Origin of the sequence: Alkalimonas sp. NCh-2, from assembly GCF_039631345.1 — a bacterium.
GTDB lineage: Bacteria > Pseudomonadota > Gammaproteobacteria > Enterobacterales > Alteromonadaceae > Alkalimonas > Alkalimonas mucilaginosa.
This window is the reverse complement of record NZ_JBDIUV010000001.1, coordinates 763,826-782,318: the sequence shown is the minus strand read 5'-3', so window position 1 is coordinate 782,318 and position 18,493 is coordinate 763,826. Positions and strand designations below refer to the sequence as shown.

The following is an 18,493-nucleotide window of genomic DNA, read 5'->3' as shown; positions in this document are numbered from 1 at the left end:
GAAACGTCAGAGCTAAAGTGCTAATTGCTGTGTTGTCTGAATCCTCGGCCATCTTAGCTTGGCAGATCCGGCTGGTAGGGGATTTCCAGCAACAGGGATAGCGCTAACAATTGCACCTGTTGCTGCTCCGATAATTGACCATCTGAGAGTGCAGAGGCCTGTATCCCTTGCCAAAGTTGCTCTTTTACCTTAGGGCTGGCGGCCATCAGTTTAGGCAGCTGAGCCTGGACGGCCCGGTAACTGCTATCCGGTTGCGCAGTATCCGCTGGCAGTTGCAAGCTGGCCAGGCCAGCCTGAAAGCTCTGCTGGCAGCCGGCACTATCCTGACTGGTAGCATTGGCGACCAGGCTGAGCAACTGCAGCGCTGCCGGGGTGATATCAGCAAACCTGGTGACCGAGGTGTGGCGCAGTACCTCGCTGCTGCGGAACTGACTGGCGACTATGTGATCGACCAATTGTGCGATGGCCCATTCCAGCAGGTGCAATTCACCATCAGCTTCGATCAACTGAGTCAGCAATTGCTCAAAGCGTTCAAACCGAATGCTGGTCAGGGTTTTCAGGCTAGGAATACTTAACTGGGCCAGCATCAGCTTTTGCCGCTCGGTTAAGGGCTCAATCTGGCTAAGTAAAGGATCCACATCCTGCAACAGGGCAACTGAGCCCTGCTCACGAATACAGAGCAACTGCTTTTGACGGCTGGTTTCGTCGTCACTGATAAGTAAAGCCAGCAATAGCGGCTCGGCTTGCAATGGTTGATGCGCACTTTGCAGCAGTAATACAGGTAAGGCGGCCAGTAAACGTTGGCCTGGGCTGCTGGCTTTGCTGGTATCTGTTGTTTCATTTTCCCGGGCAGGCTGTACCTGGTTGGCATCTTCACTGCGTGCTACGGGCAGCTTGCCATTCCAGCCGGGCTCCAGCCGCTTGATCCGATCGGTGAGGGGCGGATGGGTGGCAAAAATACTGGCCCAGCGGCTGATAGCTTCACCAAAGAACAGGTGGCTATTTTCATCCGCATTGTGATTGCTAATTTTGGTACCTCGGGAGCTGGCTGCAATTTGTTTCAGGGCTCCGGCAATGCCGGCTGGATTACGGGTAAACTGGACGGCAGAGGCATCTGCCAGGTATTCACGTTGGCGGCTGACTGCCGACTTGATGAGGTTGCCAAAGAAGGCGCCCAGATAGCCAAGAATGGTAAAACCTAACCCAAGCAGCAAAATAGCGGCAGCTCCGCCACCACCTTTGTTGTTGCGGCTGCTGCGGGCGGCGATATGGGCACCCCGGCTACCGCGTAGCAACAGATAGCCAACATGACCAACAAATAAAATGCCGTTGAGCACGGCAATCATTTTGATATTCATCCGCATATCGCCATTAAGAATATGGCTGAACTCATGGGCAATCACCCCTTGCAGTTCATCGCGGCTTAATTGTTCCAGGCAGCCTTGGGTCACACCTATCACGGCATCGGCCGGGCTGTAGCCGGCTGCAAAAGCATTGATACCTCTCTCCGGCAAAATATACACCGTAGGAACCGGCAGATTGGCCGCCAGCGCCATTTCTTCAACCACATTGAGGAGTTGGCGCTGCCTGGGATCAGCGGTATCGGGTGCAACCCGCTGTCCGCCCAATGATTCGGCAACCACACGGCCGCCCTTACGTAGCTGCATCCATTTGAACAGCATCGCGCAGCCAATGGCACCAAGCACTACCAGGCTGGTCCATAGCAATAGCTCGGGTTGAAACAGGCCGCGCTGCAAGCCGGATTGGATGGCTTCAGTATCGGCAAAACCAAACGTCAGCGCTACCAACAGATTGGTTAATATCAGCAATAACAACACAGCCACTGTAAAGAGGGCAATCAAGAGGCGGGTATTGCGTCTGGCCAGATCTTGCTGGCTGAAAAAGTTACTGGCCATCTGGTTTTAAAAGCTGACTTTCGGTGCAGCCTGTATGGCCTGAGAGTCTTCAAACTCAAGCAGCTTGGCATCCACGCCATGGCCAAAACTGGGTGCCAATACCACTTGCGGAAAGCTTTGTTTGTAGCTGTTGTAGCTGGTAACTGCGTCATTGAATGCTTGCCGGGCAAAGGCAACCCGGTTTTCTGTGCTGGTTAGCTCTTCGGAGACTTGCATCATGTTTTGGTTGGCTTTTAAATCCGGGTAAGCTTCCATCACCACATTTAAACGGCTCATGGCACCTTGCAGCATGGATTCGGCTCCAGCCAGTTGGCTCATGGCTGCGGCATCGCCTGGGTTATTGGCGGCAACTTTTAAGCCAGCCGCCGCGGCGTTACGGGCATTGATCACTGCTTCTAAGGTGTCCCGCTCATGCGACATGTAGGCTTTGGCGGTTTCAACCAAATTTGGGATCAGATCGTAGCGGCGCTTTAGTTGCACTTCTATTTGAGCAAACGCATTCTGATAGCGGTTTTTCAGTTTAACTAAGGTATTAAAAATACTGATCACAAAGAAAAGCAGGATCAGGATGACTGCAAATACAATCAAAGATGTCATGATGGGTCCTCGTCCAAAGCGAAAGCTAAAATTTTGCTGAGTGTAGTGTTAACTTTCCTTTAACCCTTTGTCCAGTCTTACCAGCCAAAAAGTGATAAAAAAACGATATTCTGCGTTTTTAGTCAATATGCGGCTGTCTCTGAATGGAACTTGCCATGGTATACTGCATGCAAGCAGCAACAGGAGTTTGTATGTCTGAATTTAAACATATCACGGTGGAGGAAACGGCTGAACGTTTGCAACAAAAGCAAGTGTGCATAGCCGATATCCGCGATGAGCAAAGTTACCGCAATGGTCATATCGAAGGCGCCTGGCACCTGACCTCAGCTAGTTTACCGCAGTTTATACAACAAGTGGGGGTTGCAAGGCCGGTGGTGGTGGTGTGTTACCACGGTAACTCCAGCCAGGGAGCGGCTCAGTATCTGGCACAGCAAGGCTTTGCCGAGGTGTATAGCATGGATGGTGGTATGGCGTTGTGGCAACAGCATCATCCGGTGCAATCCGGCCATGGTTAAACTGGGTGAGCTGAACTCAGTAAAGGCGGCCAGAGTTTTTGCTGATTATTGTGTGACTCAAGGCTGGTCGGTGCAGGCAGTTGTGGAAGATGCACAGCGGGCGGCTATTTATGTGGATGAAAGCCAGTTGCAACCGGTAAACCAGGCTTTGCAAGAGTTTTTACATAATCCTGGCCACCCCCGTTATGATGCAGCTGCCTGGCAGCGCAGCCAAACGGTGTCTGGTTTTGGCGGGGGGCAGTTGTGGTCTGGCTTGCAGTTTAAAGACGTCAGTGGGCCTTTTACCGTACTGGTTTTATTGCTGGCTCTGCTGGTGTATGGCTGGCAGCAAGTTGCACCACAACAGGCATCTGCAGCTTTAGGGATTTTTGTACAGTTTGCTGCCATTAATGTGCAGGAAAGCTGGCGCTGGTTCAGTCCGGCCTTGCTGCACTTTTCACTAACGCACCTGGTGTTTAATTTGATGTGGTGGTGGCTGCTGGCTGGGCAGTTTGAACGCCGTTTAGGGACTGGGCAATTGGTTTCGCTGGCCCTTAGCAGTGCCTTGATTGCTAATGTGGCGGAATATCTGTTGGTTGGGCCACATTTTGGCGGTTTGTCTGGTGTCGTTTATGCGCTGTTTGGCTATTTCTGGTGGGCAGGCCGCTTGAACCCGGCACAGGGGTTGTATCTGGAAAAGGGCATGGTGGCTTTTATGCTGATTTGGATGTTGCTTGGTTTTCTGGATGTACTCTGGGTATCAATGGCCAACTGGGCACACCTGGGCGGCTTGCTGGCTGGTTGTGGCTGGGCCTGGTTGTTGCGTCATAAAGCAGCCCGGCCTGACTAGTTCGGGCTGCTATCTAACCAGCGGTTACTGATACAAGTACTTGGTAAAGAGCAAATCATGCAGCATGTCTTTGCCGGTTTCGCGCTTTAGCACAACTTGTAACTCCTGCAGGATGGTTTGGCGAATTTCTTCGCGGCCGGTCAGGGATTTGATTTTGTCTTCGTGCTGCTGGTTAAAAATCCGGATAATGGTATTCAGGATCAGCGGCTCGTGGTGTTCAATATCCGCCAGGTGGCTGCGATCCGCCACCATCAGCTCGATGGTAACCCGGATATAGCCCAGTGAGCGGCGACCAGAGGTGACATAGTTGGTGACTATGTCTGGATCGAAACCATAATAGACAATATCCTGCTCACCACGTTGTGCCTGAGCTGGCGCTGTGTATAGGGTGCATGAGAGCAGTAAGCTGGCCAGAAAAAGTGCGGTGTACTTCATAAGTTTCTCATCCCCGATGAAACAGACCAGAGTCCGGTCTGATGTCGCTGTTGCTCAGATCATAGCAGTTTCTGTTCTATCGTCTATCGGCAAGATGCAGAATTACTGAAATCTGAGTATGAACTTGGTATCATGCGCCGGCTTTTATGACGATACGAGTGCTATGCCAATACCCACTGCGAACTATTTATTGCATGCCAACTGGCAGCTCCCTCAGACTGAGGAGCTGTCAACAGAGCAAAGCTCCTGGTTGCTGGAAACCGACTCATTGACGGCCCGGTTGAAAAGTCGTTGCCATCTGTTTCGCTTGCAATTACTGAGTGAGCAGCAGCTGGCACTGCCGTCATTGTTGCATAAGGAGCTGTCCTGTACAGGGACTGCGATACTGCGGGAAGTGATGCTACTTTGTGATGAGCAACCGATGATTTATGCACAAAGCTGGTTGCCGGCATCGACACTGGCGGCGATTGAACCCCTGGCGCAGCTGGGAGAGCAGCCGCTGGGTGAGTTTATTTTCCGTCATCCGGCCATTACCCGTGGCCCCATTCAGTTGGCTAAGCTTGATAGCCGTCAGTTGGCCCTTGGGGTGGCATGCCCGGAAGCAAGGATATGGGCACGACGTTCGGTGTTTCGGCTGGCGGAGTATCCTTTGCAAGTGGTGGAGGCTTTTTTGCCAGGGATTTACCGCTTATGAGCTGGCAATTACGCCGTACCAACTGGCCTTACTACCGACAGCTGATGCGGCTGGATAAACCTATTGGCATTTATTTGCTGCTGTGGCCTACCTGGTGGGCGCTTTGGCTGGCAGCCGAGGGAATGCCGCCGTTGTCGCTGTGGTTGGTGTTTACCCTTGGGGTGGTGCTGATGCGGTCGGCCGGTTGTGTGATCAATGATTACGCCGATCGAAACTTCGATGGTGCGGTCACGCGTACCCGGCTCCGGCCGCTGGCAGCTGGCAAGGTCACCTCTGCTGAAGCCCTGCAACTCTTTATTGTACTGTTGCTGCTGGCTGCAACCTTGTTGTTGTTTCTAAATTGGCAAACAGCCCTGTTATCTCTTGGTGCCGTTGTCCTTGCTTCACTTTATCCCTTTATGAAGCGCTATACCCACTTGCCGCAGCTGGTGCTGGGTGCTGCTTTTAGCTGGGGTATGCCGATGGCTTTTATGGCGATTCAGTTGCAGTTACCGGCACAGGTCTGGTGGCTTTATCTGGCAAATTTATGCTGGACTGTGGCCTACGATACTTATTATGCGATGGTGGATCAGCCGGATGATGAGCAGGTGGGGATCAAGTCGACAGCCATCCTTTTTGGTCGCCATGGCTTCAGCGCCATTTTGTTGTTGCAGGGGGCAACTCTGGCGTTGCTGTGGTATGTCGGTCAGTTGGCGGGCCTTGGCTGGCTGTATCAGCTGGCTTTATTGCTGTGCCTGCCACTGTTTGCCTACCAATTAAAGCTGGCAAGACAAAGCCGCGCTCGGTGTTTTCAGGCCTTTTTACACAATCATTACGTCGGTCTGGTGGTCTTTGTTGGCATCGTCGCGGATTTACTGCTGCTGGCTTAATTGCAGAGCCTGTTTAAAGGGGTGTGCGATCACAGCGAAACCAGCCCGCAATACTGTAGCGATCCTGCCTGGTGGGTAATACTTCGTGTGGAAAGCGATAGCTTTCAAACAGCACTAAGCTCCCCTGGCGCGGTGGTAGCTGCATCAAGGCTGTGTGTTGTTCATTGTACAGCACTAGCTCTCCTCCGGCCTCAACATCATTCAGGTAACAGACACTGGTCACCCGTCGGCTGGCTTGTTGGTTAAAGGCATCCAGATGGGTGCGGTAAAAGTCGCCTGGTTGATAATGGGCAAAATGGCATTCGTAACCAGTTAACCCAAGGAAAAAATGCCGGTTCAGAAGGGTCTGAATGCTATTAAGTTCCAGCATATAACGCTGCTGTGCCACGCTGCTCCCATTCAGCCAACTGGTTTTATCGCGCCGGATATCACTGGCATGCTGCCGTTGTTGGCCCCGGCCTATGGCTGCAGGAGTAAGCTCGGTTTGTTGTTGCACTTCCTGCAGCAACGCCTGAGCTAGCTCTGGGGCCAAATAGTTGGGTAGCAGCACCCAGCCTTCTTGCTCGAAGTGATGCAGCCAGGCCGGATCTTGTTCTGGCAAGTCAGGTTGCGTCTGTAACAGGGGTTCTGCCGGCAGCATAATGCGCTCCTTCAACTGGATGCGCTCTTATACTGTGCTAGTTCAGGGCTGTCTAACAAAGAAAACTTGTTCTGAGGATAAAAAAAATCACTGATTGAGCCAAAGTTGCTTCCTTATCGTATCAAGGGGGATAGGGGATACAGAGGAGAATAGGATGAAGCGACTAGGGTGTGTGCTACTGTCATTGACGTTGTTGTCTGCTTGTAGCCGGTCGGTGCTGGACTATCGGGCAGAGTTGCCCGAGTTACGGTTGGAGCAGTTTTTCCAGGGCTCTGGCCGTGCCTATGGCGTGTTGCAGGATTGGCGTGGTCGTCAGACTTTACGTTTTCATGCCGATTTGTGCGGTGTCTGGCAGCAAAACCGCGGAGATTTGTACGAAGTGTTCTATTTCAGTGATGGCCGGGTTGATTACAGGCATTGGCAGTTGCAGCTGCATGCCGATGGACGGGTCAGTGGCCGGGCGCATGATGTGGTAGGGGAGGCCTCGGGTCAACTGGCCGGCAACTCATTGTATTGGGAATATAGGCTGCAGATCCCATACCAGGGGGATACCATGGATGTGCAGGTACGGGACTGGATGTATCTGGTGACACCGCAGCAGATCATTAACCGCACCAGCTTGCATAAATTCGGCTTTAAAGTAGCCGATCTGACACTTTCATTGCAGCAACTGGATGTGAATGCTGACTGTACTGACTTACGTTTACAGCTTGAACAACTGGCCGAGGCCGCTGCGGTTTAATGCTCTTTTCTGTCTTGCATCGACTCCAGCTCAATGTTGATCGCATCGCAGGAAATCTGAATTTCATACAAAGATAAGGCGAGGCTAAGAAGTAAAGCAACTAAACTGGCTGCAAAGCTAAGCTGACCGGCCAGCTCCCACTGCAGAAACAGAAAGAACATCGACAAGGTACAGAGCAAAAAGCTAAGCACACCGTAAGCTTGCATTGAGCGTATAAGCACAATGCGTTTTTTTAGATTGGCAATCTGTCGAACCACCAACTTGCGTACTTGCTCTCCTTCCCGCTCATTCAGTTCCCGGATCAGTTGTGCTAAGACTAAAAAGCGGTTGGTGTAAGCCAGCAATAAGAGCGAAATGGCCGGAAAAAGTAGTGCTGGTGTCGTCAAAGTCATCGCTGAATACCCTCTGTTGGCAGATTCGCATATTTTGCCTGAAAGGATTACACTTAGTCGAATTTTAACGCAATGCGATCGCTCTGTCTGGCCGACCAGCAACAGAGTTTTTTTGTGTAGTAAAGAAGGCATCTTGGTTTGAATATGGCAATAAAACAAAAGCAACAAGCACCTGCAGTCCAGCCAGATACGCAACTTGAAACTTTGCTTGGTACCATGGAGACAGACTTAAGCAAGCTACTGGCAGATTTTTCAGCTCAGTTGGTGCAGCAGCAGCGACAGCAGTTGCAGCGGCTCAGCGACCAATTAAAGCAAAGCAGTCAGAAGCAATGGCAACAGCGCCTTATTGAGCAGGAGCAGGCCTATCAGAAGCTGTTTAAAGATTGGCAACAGGCAAGGCAGCAGTTGGATATGGCCATCCCCGAGGATCCGGCCCAACTGGAGACACTCAAGAAATCCCAACAGCAACTGGATCAGGCTATTCAGCAAAAAAAGCAGCTTGAGCAGCAGTTAAAGGAATTGCAGCAGGCGTTTGAAGCCCGGCAGCACAGCAGTAGCCAGGAACAGCAGCTAAAAAAGCAGTTGGATGAATTTAAACATCAGCAAGTGGCAGAGCAAGCGCAACTGCAACACAGCAAAGAGGATGTAAAAGCTTTACGTCAGCAACTGGCGGAAGAAAAAAAACTGCGGCAGCAGGCAGAGCAAGCATCGGCTGACCAGGAAAAAGCGCTGAAATCAGAGCAGGAACGGCACACCAGGCAGCTGCAACAAACTCAGTCCGAGCTACAACAACTTCAGAATAAACAGGCTCCGGTTGAGCAGGCACTGGCTGAAATGACACAACAGTTTGAGCAGTTGCGTAAGGCCTATGCGGAGTTGCAGACACAGCAAGATGCGCAAGCGGAAGCGCAAAAAGAAAAGCTGCAGGCGCTGGCAAAAGTGCAACAGGAGTTGCAAGACCTGAAGAAGCAATATGACCAGCTTCAGTTACAACACCAGCAAGCGACGGAACAGGCTGAGCAAGTCGCTGCAGAAAAGCTGCAGTTGCAACAGCAGTTGACAGCATTGCAGCCCGAACTTCAGGCCAGCCAGCAACAGCGACAAAGGTTAGAACAGCACAATGACCAGCTGCAGCAACAGATGCAGCAGCATTTGCTCCAGCAACAAGAGTTGCAGCAACGCTTTGATAAAACCAAAGAGCAACTACTGCATACGCAGAAACGGCTGGAAGTGCATGAACAGAAACAATTGGAGCAGGCAGACAATTCGCGCGAAACCATTCGGGAGTTGCGTCAGGAATTAGAACACAGCCAGCAAAACCAGCAAGAGCAATTGAACGCGCTGCAAGAGCAACTGATAGAGTACAAATTGAAGTTCGAGTACGCGCAGAAACAATTGCAACAAAGCACTTAAAAAAGGCCGGTGGATGCGTGAGCCCGATTGGCAACTGGTGTATCATGCCGCCTCCGAGTTTGAGGCGGCTCTGCTGGTTGGTTTATTAGCCAGCTATCAAATAGCAGCGCATTATCAGGGGCAGCTGTTGCTCGGTGCCGTCGGAGAGCTTGCACCTACCGATGTTCAGGTTGGATTGTGGGTGGCGCCACGTCATGTTGCACAGGCACAACAGATCTTGCAGCAAACCCGGCAATCGGGTGGCGCAGATTGGTGCTGCCCGTGCGGGGAAGACAATGCTGCAGGGTTCGAGTTATGTTGGGCCTGTGGTCGGGATAAAGATGAAAGCAAATAATTTTCAACGCTTGCGGGAGCTTGGTTTGTACCAGCAAGTAGCAGTTGCGGCTACGCTGATGGAGCGAATGCTGCCCAATTACCAGCTGTTTGCCGAGCTGATGAACTTTGGCAATAGCACATTGGTTCGTCATAGCCTGGACTTGGTCTGGGAATGGCTGGCCGTTAAAAAAGCCAAGATTAATTTTGCTCGCCTAACAGATGAGTTGGCCGAGGTGATCCCGGAAGTGAATCATTACGATTGTTTTGGCGTTTATCCGGCAGTGGATACCGCTACAGCGCTGGAAACCTTGTTGACTGGTATAGAGCAACGTGACAGTGCCGATATTATCAATGTGGCGAAAATTTCCCAGGCTTCAGTTGCCCGACTGATCGAGCATGAATCGGCTGAACTGGATATCACCAGTGAAGCTGAGTTGAAGCAACATGTCCGCAAACACCCCTTGATGCAGTACGAAATGGAGTGCCTGGCAGAATTGATTGATTGGGTGTCTGAAATTCGTCAGTTTGATTGGGAGCAGGTAAAAAAGCTGAAGCTTTGGGTTGCCGAGCAAGGGGTCAGTAATCTGGGGATGGAATTAACTGTTGAGGATGGCAGCGATGAGCAATGATTTTGTCTTTGGATTGCACGCAGTGCAAGCCATCGTAGAGCGCTCTCCTCAGGATGTGCTGGAAGTCTTTGTCAGCAAAGAGCGGGATGATAAACGGATGCATCCGCTGGTGCAGCAGCTGCGCCAGCAGGGTATTGCGGTGCAGTTTTGTCACCGCAAAACGCTGGATAACCTGGTGCAGGGCCAGCATCAGGGCATTGTCGCCAAAGTGCGGTTGGCGCAAGCCGGCAGCGATGCTGATTTAATGGCCATTGTTGAGCAACAAGCGGCCCCTTTATTGCTGGTGCTGGATGGTGTCACGGACCCGCACAATTTAGGCGCTATTCTACGCAGCGCCGATGCTGCTGGCGTGCATGCCGTGGTGGTGCCCAAAGATCGCTCGGTTAAACTCACCTCCGTAGTGCGCAAAGTGGCCTGTGGGGCAGCAGAAACTGTGCCCTTTATTGCGGTGACCAACCTGGCCCGAGCCCTGCGCCAACTGCAGGAAGCCGGTGTTTGGGTGATAGGTACTGCCGGTGAAACCGAGCAAACCCTGTACCAGACTGAACTGACTGGTCCGTTGGCTATTGTGCTGGGTGCAGAAGGCGATGGACTTCGGCGTTTAACCCGCGAAACCTGCGATGCGCTGGTGAAAATCCCGATGCATGGCAGTGTTTCCAGCCTTAATGTGTCGGTAGCCGCTGGCATTTGCTTGTTTGAAGCCGTGCGGCAGCGCCTATTGTCGTAGTTGATTCCGTCATCAGCACAGGTCTTGTACTTGTGTTTGATGGCATTCCCCGCTATAATTCGCGCCCTTCGGCCAACACCAATGTTCCTTGCCTCCATGCAGGTCCGGCCGAGCCTGATCGAGGCTAATTAACCGTAAGGAGCTGCAATGCGTCATTACGAAATTATTTTTATGGTCCACCCGGATCAGAGCGAGCAAGTCCCTGGCATGATCGAGCGTTACACTGGCTCTATCACTGAAGCTGGTGGTACTGTTCACCGTTTGGAAGACTGGGGCCGCCGTCAACTGGCTTACCCAATCGAAAAACTGCACAAAGCGCATTACGTGCTGATGAATGTGGAAGCTCCACAGAACGTGATCGACGATCTGGAAACAACGTTCCGTTTCAACGATGCTGTGCTGCGTAACATGATCATGCGTACCAATGGTGCCGTGGTTGAGCCGTCACCAATGGCTAAGGTTCGTGAAGAGCGCCGTGAGCGTGCTCCTCGTGATTCTGAGCATCAGGCTGCAGCGTCAGAAGAGTAAGGGGTCATGGACAATTTGCTGGTGTGTGCTGGGCAAATTTGCCGTCAGCCTGCGCGCAGTGAAAGTCCGGCCGGTATCCCGCAGTTGAGCCTGGTGCTAGAGCATCGCAGCCAACAACAGGAAGCCGGATTAAATCGCCAATGCTATGTTCGCCTTCAGGTGGTCTGCAGTGGGGATTTGGTACAACAAACTCAGCATTTATTGTTGGGAGATATGGTGCGGGTGCAGGGCTTTTTAAACCGGCATCAGCAGCGCAACGGCCAGGCAAAACTGGTGTTGCATGCCCAACACATTGAACAAATTCGTTAGGAGATCGTGTTATGTCACGTTATTTTCGTCGCCGTAAATTCTGCCGTTTTTCTGCAGAAGGCGTTAAAGAGATCGATTACAAAGATATCGCTACTCTGAAAAACTACGTCACTGAAAGTGGCAAAATTGTACCCAGCCGTATTACGGGTACCAGTGCGAAGTATCAACGTCAGCTGGCTCGTGCTATAAAGCGCGCTCGCTACCTGTCTTTGCTGCCTTACAGCGATTCACACAGCTAATCGCCTGGTTTAACCGAATACTGAAGAGGTATCCCAATGAACATTATTCTATTAGACAAGGTCGCTAACCTGGGTAGTCTGGGTGACCAGGTCGCAGTGAAAGCCGGTTACGCACGTAACTTCCTGTTCCCACAGGGTAAAGCTGTTCCTGCAAACAAAGCTAACATCGAAAAATTCGAACTGCGTCGTGCAGAGCTGGAAGCCAAATTGGCTGAAGGTCTGGCCGCTGCGCAAAAGCGTGCTGAGCAAATTGCTGCGCTGGAAGAGGTGACCATCGCTTCGAAAGCCGGTGATGAAGGCAAGCTGTTCGGCTCTATCGGTACCCGCGATATCGCTGACGCTATCACCGAAGCTGGTGTAGCGGTTGCTAAGTCTGAAGTCAAGCTGCCACACGGCACGCTGCGCGAGACTGGCGAGTTCGACATCGACCTGCAGCTGCATGCTGAAGTCACTGCAACCGTGAAACTGGTTGTTGTTGCTGAAGCCTAAGCCGTCTGGTTTGAAAAAACAGGCAGTCTCTTCGGGGCTGCCTTTTTTTATGGCTAATTTTTCCTGCCTTGCTTTTTATTCGCTGCACCTCGGGGTAGGATGGCAAGGTCACTTCATCGTATTTTGGAATTATGCAAAAGCAAAAAGATAAGCAGGTTGCTGCGATAAAAATGCCACCTCACTCCATCGAAGCCGAGCAGTCGGTGCTGGGTGGTCTGATGCTGGATAACGAAGCCTGGGATCGGGTGGCGGAAAAAGTGGTGGAGCAGGATTTCTACCTGCGTGCACACCGGATGATCTTTAATGCCTTAACCAAGCTGGCCGAACAAAACCAGCCGATGGACCTGATTACAGTGTCGCAGGCACTGGAACAAAATCAGCAACTGGACGATGTTGGCGGCTTTGCTTATTTGGGCGAAATCGCCAAAAATACGCCCAGTGCTGCCAATATTCTGGCCTACGCCGACATCGTGCGTGAGCGGGCGGTGATCCGTGACATGATAGGCGTGGCGCACGATATTGCCGATGCCGGCTATGATCCCCAGGGACGTACCAGCGCCGAATTGCTGGATTTTGCCGAAACCCGGGTGTTTAAAATTGCCGAGCAGCGGGCCAATGCCAACGAAGGGCCTGAGCCAATCCACGATATTCTTAGTAAAACCATTGAGAAAATTGATGAGCTGTTCAGTAAGCCACACGATGGGGTGACCGGGGTGTCGACCGGCTACGTCGACCTGGATAAAATGACCAGTGGCTTGCAGCCATCTGATCTCATCATCGTTGCAGCCCGTCCATCGATGGGGAAAACCACCTTTGCGATGAACCTGTGTGAGCATGCGGCCATCACCAGCGATAAGCCGGTATTGATTTTCAGCCTGGAGATGCCCTCTGAACAAATTATGATGCGGATGCTGGCCTCGGTAGGCCGTATAAACCAAACCCGCATTCGAACCGGTCAACTGGAAGATGAAGACTGGGCACGGCTGTCCTCAGCCATTGAACTGCTGAACACCAAAGGCAAGATGTACATCGACGATGCATCCGGCCTGACACCGACCGAAGTGCGCTCCCGTGCCCGACGGGTGGCGCGCGAGCATGGTGGTCTGAGCATGATCATGGTCGACTACCTGCAATTGATGACGGTACCAGGGCTAAGTGAAAACCGGACTCTGGAGATTGCCGAAATTTCCCGCTCCCTAAAAGCGCTGGCCAAAGAGCTGAAAGTTCCGGTGGTGGCGTTATCCCAGTTGAACCGAAGTCTGGAGCAACGGGCGGATAAACGGCCGGTGAACTCGGATTTACGGGAGTCCGGCTCTATTGAGCAGGATGCCGACCTCATTATGTTTATATACCGGGATGAGGTGTACAACGAAGACAGTGCAGATAAAGGCTCGGCCGAAATTATTATCGGTAAGCAGCGAAACGGGCCTATTGGCCGGGTGCGGCTCACTTTCCACGGCCAGTATTCCCGCTTTGATAACTATGCCGGCAGTTACCGCTTCGACGAGGATTAAGCATGCTGCGTAAACCGGTCGCTCGGATTGATGTATCGGCGTTAAAACACAACCTGGCGCGGGTGCGTGAGGTTGCTTCAGGCTGCAAGGTATTGGCGGTGCTAAAAGCCAATGCTTATGGCCATGGCATGCTCAACGTTGCTGAGCAGTTGCAACAGGCCGATGCCTTTGGTGTGGCCCGGCTTGATGAAGCGCTGGCGCTGCGGGCCGGTGGTATTGTGAAACCCATTGTGCTGCTGGAAGGATTTTTTGATGCCGACGAGTTGCCACAAATCGTTGCCAGCAACTTGCAGGTGGTGGTGCACCAGCAAGAGCAAATCGACGCCATTCTGGCCGCCGAACTCGATGCACCGATCCGGGTCTGGCTGAAAATGGATACCGGTATGCACCGGCTTGGCTTGCCGCCAGAATACTACCAGGCTGCGCATCAGCTCTTATCACAAAGCCCGAACTGCTCACCTGGTATCCGGCTGATGTCGCACTTTGCCTGTGCAGATGATCTGGCCTGTCCGGATACCACAGAGCAGCTGCAGCGCTTTCACCATTGGACACAGGGACTCCGTGGAGAGATCTCGCTGGCCAATTCTGCTGCAGTGCTTGGCTGGCCGCATAGCCATGGCGACTGGGTTCGCCCTGGGCTGATGCTGTACGGCGTGTCGCCTTTGCTATGCAAGCAAGGCGCTGAACATGATTTGCAGCCGGTGATGACGCTGTGTAGCCGGGTGATTGCCGTGCGCGATGTGGCGGCTGGTGAAACCGTTGGCTATGGCTCGGCCTGGCAGGCGCAGCAAGCAACCCGGCTGGCTGTGGTGGCGATAGGCTATGGCGATGGTTATCCGCGTAATGTACCCAATGGTACTCCCGTGCTAATGCAAGGCCGTCGCTTTCCGGTGGTTGGGCGGGTCTCAATGGATATGCTCACTGTCGATATCGGCGATGCCATGATCAGGCCTGGTGAGCAGGTGGTGCTGTGGGGGCAGGGCTTGCCGGTGGAGGAAATTGCGGCCCTGGTTGGGACCATTCCTTATGAGTTGCTGTGCAATATCACCCCAAGGGTAGATTTTAGTTATATGGGCGGTAATTAACCGCCCATATTATCGAAGCTGACTTCAATATGTACCTTGCCAAAATCAGAAGTAAAGGGCATTAAAATTTTGGGGCCATCGCATTTATGGGTAATGGTGTGTTCACGGCCTGAAACCACCACCGGTGTGGCCATCGAAAACTCATAGCCTTTCTCACCCAGGATCCGTTTGGCACCACCTGTCACCATATTGGTGATTTCGCCCACCATATCGGTCACTTCTTCGTTGATTTTTGCTGGCCGCTCGCCAAGCATGCGGAACATAATCTCCAATGCCAGTGACTCTTCAAAGGTAATGGAAAAAGAGCCTTTGGTTTCATTACCAACCATACCAATGAGACCGGAAACATCACCCCGCGCCACTTCATCTTTTTTAAGCCGTGGTTGGCCTGGGACTATTTTAGTGTTGGCCATGGTGCCCAGCACATTGACCAGGGACGATAGAAAAGGATTAACGAATTCAACATTCATGGAAAATAGGCCTGTCTGGTTAATTTAGATAATTCACAACAAGTTACTGATTAAGCGTAATAGAGTTTAGCCAATACACAAGTTTCCGTATACGGGAATACAGGACTAATGGTTTGCCTGGCAACGATGACAAATACCGTGTGCTTCTATCGTTTGTCGGCGGATACGAAAGCCTTCTTTAGCAGCTTGCTCGGTAAAAGCGTGATCCAGGCTGTGCGAGTGCAGTTCAGTGACATGGCCACACTGCTCGCAAATCAGCAATTGCGCCGGGTGTTGATGATCAAAATGCTGACACAGCATAAACGCATTGCTGGATTCAATCTTGTGAATAAAGCCCTGCTCAGTCAGGAAGTCCAGTGCCCGGTAGATGGTGGCTGGTTTAGCTCCCGGCTCGGTTTGTTTTAGCTCTTCCAGCAGCTCATAGGCGCCAACACCGCTTTCTGTTTTTGCCAACAGACGAAATACTTTCTCGCGGATAGCTGTAAAACGACTGCCTTTTTGCATGCAGACCAAACGCGCTTTATCAACCAGAACTTCAACCGACATTACAGGCTCCTGTAGATTACTTCATTCAGTTTAACATAGTGGGCTAAAGTTGCATCTGGCAATTTCATGACAAAGTGCAGGGTTAAAAGCAAAGGGTTAAGCTGCCAGGTATACAAGCAGTTATGAGCAGTGATGGTTTAAACGGCTGAGGTATTGTCTGATTGTGAAAAGCAGCAGGGGCCAGAGCCCCCTTAGCTTTATTATGGGTTGATGCGAATACCACCATAGGACTTGATGGCTAGGTTAGCATTACCTTTTAAACGTGCCGCTACTTCTTCTTCAAAGTCTGCCATGTATTGGTGGACATCATCGCGAAACTGTTCGTCGGCCTGAGTACGAGCAGTCACATCTGGGATGATATCAATTTCACAGGCCCGTTCGCAGAGCTTATGCGATCTGGGTAGCATGGCCTGCGCGACATCCATTTCGATTGTTGAGAGAATTGCTTGTTTGCAGCTAAGTTGCCGATAAAGGTAAAAACAGGCAGTCACACTGCACATAATTGTTGTTGAAACAATAAGTGCTAACATTGATAAGCTTCCTTAATTTTATAAGATAGCAATGAGAAAATCCAAAGCCCAACTGCCAGCACAACCGCAATATTGATGGCTGGAACTCCATATTTGTAAATACTAGCAAGCAGATCGGTCTGGAAGATAATACGATCAAAATAACGTGCTGCTTGTAATGAAGCTGAAGCAACCATGCACAGCGCAATGTATTTAGTTAAGGGTTCGACCACCCACTTATTAGATGAATGGGTAATTACAATCACAGCTAATGCTATAGTATCAATCACAATCCAAGTCAGATACCACAAGTTTCTGGCCAAGTATTGATCTGACATCTGCAAAATCATAGGGGCTAATTTATCCATAACTAGAACTGCTATAACCCAGATCAGTAGTGTGAATCGTGATGACTTTCCAGCAGTTAAAAACATGGCTAATATCAATGAAATCACACAAAATAGCCAAAAATAGCTGGCTGCACCAGTGATAAAAGACCCCATGTATTCTCCTTAAGTTATCCGCTTTTCGCGGGTGGTTCATTACCCCAGCCGTGTCCAAGTGGTTGTGCTTGCTGACCACCTGAATCAGTACTTTTGGCTTCTGCAGACAGCTTTTGCAGCGCTTCTGCAGACAAGGTCACTCTATCGCTCTGGGTTGCAGGCTGTTGTTGGATGACGGCAGCATTCTGTTGTGTCTCTACTTTGGTGCTGTTAGTCGGGTTTTGCAGCGTCTGTAACGACGGGTTATTACTGATCTCCATAAATACTCCGTAGCTTGGTTAGAACATGACAACAGCACTACTGTACACCAGTACCAGGTAAATTGGTTCCGATAAAAATCTGATATTTTCCTGCGCAGCATGTTTTCGTCATGCTGGTGCTTTGGTGTACTCGCTTCAGTGCGCCGTTCAGTGGTAAAATAGTCAGCTGTGTTGTTGTCTGAGAGATTGTTTTGACTACCGCCATTGATCACACCTTTTCCATTGCCCCGATGCTGGATTGGACAGACCGGCATTGCCGCTATTTTCACCGCTTGTTGTCGCAGCGGGCGGTACTTTACACCGAAATGGTCACTACGGGCGCTATTATTCATGGCAAAGGCGATTATCTGGCGTACAACGAGCAGGAACACCCACTGGTGTTGCAACTGGGCGGCTCGGACCCTGCGGATATGGCGCACTGTGCCAGAATGGCTGCCGAGCGTGGCTACGATGAGGTCAATATCAATGTTGGTTGTCCGTCGGACCGTGTTCAAAACGGCATGTTTGGCGCTTGTCTGATGGCGCGTCCGGAGCTGGTAGCGTCTTGTGTAGCAGAAATGAAGCTGCGGGCCGATATTCCGGTGACGGTAAAAACCCGTATTGGTATTGACGAGCAGGACAGCTACGAGTTTTTAACTACCCTGATAGAACAATGTGCAGCGGCTGGTTGCGAACATTTTATTATTCATGCCCGCAAAGCCTGGTTAAAAGGCTTAAGCCCGAAAGAAAACCGTGAGATCCCACCGCTCGATTACCCTCGGGTGCATCAATTAAAGCGGGACTACCCGCATTTAAGCTTTTCGCTCAATGGCGGCCTAAAAAGCATCGAGGCTTGCCAGCAGCAACTGACTGATTTGGATGGCGTGATGGTGGGCCGTGAGGTGTATACCAACCCCTGGCTGCTCAGTCAGGTCGATGAACAGCTCTATGGTGAGGCTGCTTTTGCTAAAACGCCCTTTGAGGTGGTGGAGCAGATGATACCTTACATTGAGCAGCACATGCAGCAGGGAGCACGTTTTTGGCAGATTGCCCGCCATATGTTAGGGCTATTTCAGGGCGTGCCTGGTGCCAGGCAGTGGCGGCGTACCTTATCGGAGCGAGGTCACTTGCCGGAATCGGGACCTGAATTGCTGTTATCCGCATTGGCACAAGTGCGCCGTTAAGCGGGCTGTTACATTCTTCCCATTCTGTGGTGAATTTGACTAATTCAGTGGTCATATTCGCTAATCATGAATAGTGCAACTGGTTCATCATCAGTAAAAAAAGTCATGGTCGATTGTAATGTATTGATTTTTATGGATAAACATCAGTATCCAAAACTTGGCACA

At 51.3% G+C, this 18,493-nt stretch carries 26 protein-coding genes; 16 read left to right on the top strand and 10 right to left on the bottom strand.

Annotated features, from left to right (window positions below):
• Positions 1-53: 53 nt before the first annotated feature.
• Both ABC502_RS03790 and ABC502_RS03785 read right to left on the bottom strand, forming a co-directional pair.
• A complete protein-coding gene (locus ABC502_RS03790; RefSeq protein WP_345914923.1) occupies positions 54-1,916 on the bottom strand; it encodes a M48 family metallopeptidase in 1,863 nt (620 codons plus the stop codon).
• 6 nt (positions 1,917-1,922) lie between these two features.
• Positions 1,923-2,513 (bottom strand): LemA family protein, encoded by a 591-nt coding sequence (locus tag ABC502_RS03785; RefSeq protein WP_330086632.1) that lies wholly within the window; start codon positions 2,511-2,513, stop codon positions 1,923-1,925.
• Between the two features lie 191 nt (positions 2,514-2,704).
• Between ABC502_RS03785 and glpE the strand changes: the two genes are divergently transcribed.
• Entirely contained in the window at positions 2,705-3,028 is a 324-nt protein-coding gene (glpE, locus tag ABC502_RS03780) for a thiosulfate sulfurtransferase GlpE (RefSeq protein ID WP_330086633.1), read from the top strand.
• Positions 3,021-3,857: a rhomboid family intramembrane serine protease GlpG gene (glpG, locus tag ABC502_RS03775; protein ID WP_345914922.1), complete on the top strand. Its 837-nt coding sequence runs from the start codon at positions 3,021-3,023 to the stop codon at positions 3,855-3,857. The genes glpE and glpG overlap by 8 nt, the downstream gene beginning before the upstream one ends.
• A gap of 24 nt (positions 3,858-3,881) precedes the next feature.
• Here the strand turns inward: glpG and ABC502_RS03770 are convergent, their stop codons facing one another.
• A complete protein-coding gene (locus ABC502_RS03770) occupies positions 3,882-4,292 on the bottom strand; it encodes a flagellar basal body-associated protein FliL (RefSeq protein WP_330086635.1) in 411 nt (136 codons plus the stop codon).
• A 163-nt stretch (positions 4,293-4,455) separates the two neighbouring features.
• Here ABC502_RS03770 and ABC502_RS03765 point away from each other — a divergent pair, with 163 nt between their 5' ends.
• Entirely contained in the window at positions 4,456-4,986 is a 531-nt protein-coding gene (locus tag ABC502_RS03765; protein WP_330086636.1) for a chorismate lyase, read from the top strand.
• Entirely contained in the window at positions 4,983-5,855 is an 873-nt protein-coding gene (ubiA, locus tag ABC502_RS03760; protein ID WP_330086637.1) for a 4-hydroxybenzoate octaprenyltransferase, read from the top strand. The genes ABC502_RS03765 and ubiA overlap by 4 nt, the downstream gene beginning before the upstream one ends.
• 13 nt (positions 5,856-5,868) lie before the next feature.
• Here the strand turns inward: ubiA and ABC502_RS03755 are convergent, their stop codons facing one another.
• Positions 5,869-6,495 (bottom strand): 2OG-Fe(II) oxygenase, encoded by a 627-nt coding sequence (locus tag ABC502_RS03755; protein ID WP_345914921.1) that lies wholly within the window; start codon positions 6,493-6,495, stop codon positions 5,869-5,871.
• 154 nt (positions 6,496-6,649) lie between these two features.
• Here ABC502_RS03755 and ABC502_RS03750 point away from each other — a divergent pair, with 154 nt between their 5' ends.
• Positions 6,650-7,237 carry a DUF3833 family protein gene (locus ABC502_RS03750; RefSeq protein ID WP_330086639.1) on the top strand — a complete coding sequence of 196 codons (588 nt, stop codon included), beginning with the start codon at positions 6,650-6,652 and terminating at the stop codon, positions 7,235-7,237.
• On the opposite strand, the gene ABC502_RS03745 is transcribed toward ABC502_RS03750, so the two are convergent.
• Positions 7,234-7,629, bottom strand: a complete 396-nt coding sequence (locus tag ABC502_RS03745; RefSeq protein WP_330086640.1) for a DUF2721 domain-containing protein — start codon at positions 7,627-7,629, stop codon at positions 7,234-7,236. The two genes, ABC502_RS03750 and ABC502_RS03745, sit on opposite strands and share 4 nt — an antisense overlap.
• A 144-nt stretch (positions 7,630-7,773) precedes the next feature.
• Here ABC502_RS03745 and ABC502_RS03740 point away from each other — a divergent pair, with 144 nt between their 5' ends.
• From ABC502_RS03740 to alr, 10 genes are all read left to right on the top strand, one after another.
• Positions 7,774-9,042 (top strand): hypothetical protein, encoded by a 1,269-nt coding sequence (locus ABC502_RS03740; RefSeq protein ID WP_345914920.1) that lies wholly within the window; start codon positions 7,774-7,776, stop codon positions 9,040-9,042.
• Between the two features lie 13 nt (positions 9,043-9,055).
• Complete coding sequence (locus tag ABC502_RS03735) at positions 9,056-9,376, top strand: DUF2007 domain-containing protein (protein WP_330086642.1); 321 nt, start codon at positions 9,056-9,058, stop codon at positions 9,374-9,376.
• Positions 9,363-9,986: a YjaG family protein gene (locus tag ABC502_RS03730; RefSeq protein WP_330086643.1), complete on the top strand. Its 624-nt coding sequence runs from the start codon at positions 9,363-9,365 to the stop codon at positions 9,984-9,986. The genes ABC502_RS03735 and ABC502_RS03730 overlap by 14 nt, the downstream gene beginning before the upstream one ends.
• Positions 9,976-10,713, top strand: a complete 738-nt coding sequence (rlmB, locus tag ABC502_RS03725) for a 23S rRNA (guanosine(2251)-2'-O)-methyltransferase RlmB (RefSeq protein ID WP_345914919.1) — start codon at positions 9,976-9,978, stop codon at positions 10,711-10,713. The genes ABC502_RS03730 and rlmB overlap by 11 nt, the downstream gene beginning before the upstream one ends.
• 147 nt (positions 10,714-10,860) lie before the next feature.
• Positions 10,861-11,241: a 30S ribosomal protein S6 gene (gene rpsF / locus ABC502_RS03720; protein WP_091343369.1), complete on the top strand. Its 381-nt coding sequence runs from the start codon at positions 10,861-10,863 to the stop codon at positions 11,239-11,241.
• Between the two features lie 6 nt (positions 11,242-11,247).
• Positions 11,248-11,550: a primosomal replication protein N gene (gene priB / locus ABC502_RS03715; protein WP_330086645.1), complete on the top strand. Its 303-nt coding sequence runs from the start codon at positions 11,248-11,250 to the stop codon at positions 11,548-11,550.
• An 11-nt stretch (positions 11,551-11,561) separates the two neighbouring features.
• Positions 11,562-11,789, top strand: coding sequence for a 30S ribosomal protein S18 (gene rpsR, locus ABC502_RS03710; protein ID WP_091343326.1), 228 nt, complete (start codon positions 11,562-11,564; stop codon positions 11,787-11,789).
• A 36-nt stretch (positions 11,790-11,825) separates the two neighbouring features.
• Entirely contained in the window at positions 11,826-12,278 is a 453-nt protein-coding gene (rplI, locus tag ABC502_RS03705) for a 50S ribosomal protein L9 (RefSeq protein ID WP_330086646.1), read from the top strand.
• Between the two features lie 131 nt (positions 12,279-12,409).
• Positions 12,410-13,792 (top strand): replicative DNA helicase, encoded by a 1,383-nt coding sequence (dnaB, locus tag ABC502_RS03700; protein ID WP_330086647.1) that lies wholly within the window; start codon positions 12,410-12,412, stop codon positions 13,790-13,792.
• A gap of 2 nt (positions 13,793-13,794) precedes the next feature.
• Positions 13,795-14,877: an alanine racemase gene (alr, locus tag ABC502_RS03695; RefSeq protein WP_345914918.1), complete on the top strand. Its 1,083-nt coding sequence runs from the start codon at positions 13,795-13,797 to the stop codon at positions 14,875-14,877.
• Here the strand turns inward: alr and ABC502_RS03690 are convergent.
• The 5 genes from ABC502_RS03690 to ABC502_RS03670 form a co-directional block, all read right to left on the bottom strand.
• On the bottom strand, positions 14,874-15,347 hold the full coding sequence (locus ABC502_RS03690) for a chemotaxis protein CheX (protein WP_330086649.1): 474 nt from the start codon (positions 15,345-15,347) through the stop codon (positions 14,874-14,876). The genes alr and ABC502_RS03690 overlap by 4 nt on opposite strands.
• A 105-nt stretch (positions 15,348-15,452) precedes the next feature.
• On the bottom strand, positions 15,453-15,893 hold the full coding sequence (locus ABC502_RS03685) for a transcriptional repressor (RefSeq protein WP_330086650.1): 441 nt from the start codon (positions 15,891-15,893) through the stop codon (positions 15,453-15,455).
• Between the two features lie 200 nt (positions 15,894-16,093).
• Complete coding sequence (locus ABC502_RS03680; protein WP_330086651.1) at positions 16,094-16,423, bottom strand: hypothetical protein; 330 nt, start codon at positions 16,421-16,423, stop codon at positions 16,094-16,096.
• A complete protein-coding gene (locus ABC502_RS03675) occupies positions 16,417-16,905 on the bottom strand; it encodes a hypothetical protein (RefSeq protein WP_330086652.1) in 489 nt (162 codons plus the stop codon). The genes ABC502_RS03680 and ABC502_RS03675 overlap by 7 nt, the downstream gene beginning before the upstream one ends.
• 14 nt (positions 16,906-16,919) lie before the next feature.
• Complete coding sequence (locus ABC502_RS03670; RefSeq protein ID WP_330086653.1) at positions 16,920-17,165, bottom strand: hypothetical protein; 246 nt, start codon at positions 17,163-17,165, stop codon at positions 16,920-16,922.
• Positions 17,166-17,356: 191 nt separating this feature from the next.
• Between ABC502_RS03670 and dusA the strand changes: the two genes are divergently transcribed.
• Complete coding sequence (gene dusA, locus ABC502_RS03665) at positions 17,357-18,328, top strand: tRNA dihydrouridine(20/20a) synthase DusA (RefSeq protein ID WP_345914917.1); 972 nt, start codon at positions 17,357-17,359, stop codon at positions 18,326-18,328.
• The last annotated feature ends 165 nt before the right edge of the window (positions 18,329-18,493 follow it).

Coding starts and splice junctions, on each gene's coding strand:
- ABC502_RS03790 (WP_345914923.1), bottom strand. CDS start 1,916: ATGGCCAGTAACTTTTTCAGCCAGCAAGATCTGGCCAGACGCAATACC.
- ABC502_RS03785 (WP_330086632.1), bottom strand. CDS start 2,513: ATGACATCTTTGATTGTATTTGCAGTCATCCTGATCCTGCTTTTCTTT.
- glpE (WP_330086633.1), top strand. CDS start 2,705: ATGTCTGAATTTAAACATATCACGGTGGAGGAAACGGCTGAACGTTTG.
- glpG (WP_345914922.1), top strand. CDS start 3,021: ATGGTTAAACTGGGTGAGCTGAACTCAGTAAAGGCGGCCAGAGTTTTT.
- ABC502_RS03770 (WP_330086635.1), bottom strand. CDS start 4,292: ATGAAGTACACCGCACTTTTTCTGGCCAGCTTACTGCTCTCATGCACC.
- ABC502_RS03765 (WP_330086636.1), top strand. CDS start 4,456: ATGCCAATACCCACTGCGAACTATTTATTGCATGCCAACTGGCAGCTC.
- ubiA (WP_330086637.1), top strand. CDS start 4,983: ATGAGCTGGCAATTACGCCGTACCAACTGGCCTTACTACCGACAGCTG.
- ABC502_RS03755 (WP_345914921.1), bottom strand. CDS start 6,495: ATGCTGCCGGCAGAACCCCTGTTACAGACGCAACCTGACTTGCCAGAA.
- ABC502_RS03750 (WP_330086639.1), top strand. CDS start 6,650: ATGAAGCGACTAGGGTGTGTGCTACTGTCATTGACGTTGTTGTCTGCT.
- ABC502_RS03745 (WP_330086640.1), bottom strand. CDS start 7,629: ATGACTTTGACGACACCAGCACTACTTTTTCCGGCCATTTCGCTCTTA.
- ABC502_RS03740 (WP_345914920.1), top strand. CDS start 7,774: ATGGCAATAAAACAAAAGCAACAAGCACCTGCAGTCCAGCCAGATACG.
- ABC502_RS03735 (WP_330086642.1), top strand. CDS start 9,056: ATGCGTGAGCCCGATTGGCAACTGGTGTATCATGCCGCCTCCGAGTTT.
- ABC502_RS03730 (WP_330086643.1), top strand. CDS start 9,363: ATGAAAGCAAATAATTTTCAACGCTTGCGGGAGCTTGGTTTGTACCAG.
- rlmB (WP_345914919.1), top strand. CDS start 9,976: ATGAGCAATGATTTTGTCTTTGGATTGCACGCAGTGCAAGCCATCGTA.
- rpsF (WP_091343369.1), top strand. CDS start 10,861: ATGCGTCATTACGAAATTATTTTTATGGTCCACCCGGATCAGAGCGAG.
- priB (WP_330086645.1), top strand. CDS start 11,248: ATGGACAATTTGCTGGTGTGTGCTGGGCAAATTTGCCGTCAGCCTGCG.
- rpsR (WP_091343326.1), top strand. CDS start 11,562: ATGTCACGTTATTTTCGTCGCCGTAAATTCTGCCGTTTTTCTGCAGAA.
- rplI (WP_330086646.1), top strand. CDS start 11,826: ATGAACATTATTCTATTAGACAAGGTCGCTAACCTGGGTAGTCTGGGT.
- dnaB (WP_330086647.1), top strand. CDS start 12,410: ATGCAAAAGCAAAAAGATAAGCAGGTTGCTGCGATAAAAATGCCACCT.
- alr (WP_345914918.1), top strand. CDS start 13,795: ATGCTGCGTAAACCGGTCGCTCGGATTGATGTATCGGCGTTAAAACAC.
- ABC502_RS03690 (WP_330086649.1), bottom strand. CDS start 15,347: ATGAATGTTGAATTCGTTAATCCTTTTCTATCGTCCCTGGTCAATGTG.
- ABC502_RS03685 (WP_330086650.1), bottom strand. CDS start 15,893: ATGTCGGTTGAAGTTCTGGTTGATAAAGCGCGTTTGGTCTGCATGCAA.
- ABC502_RS03680 (WP_330086651.1), bottom strand. CDS start 16,423: ATGTTAGCACTTATTGTTTCAACAACAATTATGTGCAGTGTGACTGCC.
- ABC502_RS03675 (WP_330086652.1), bottom strand. CDS start 16,905: ATGGGGTCTTTTATCACTGGTGCAGCCAGCTATTTTTGGCTATTTTGT.
- ABC502_RS03670 (WP_330086653.1), bottom strand. CDS start 17,165: ATGGAGATCAGTAATAACCCGTCGTTACAGACGCTGCAAAACCCGACT.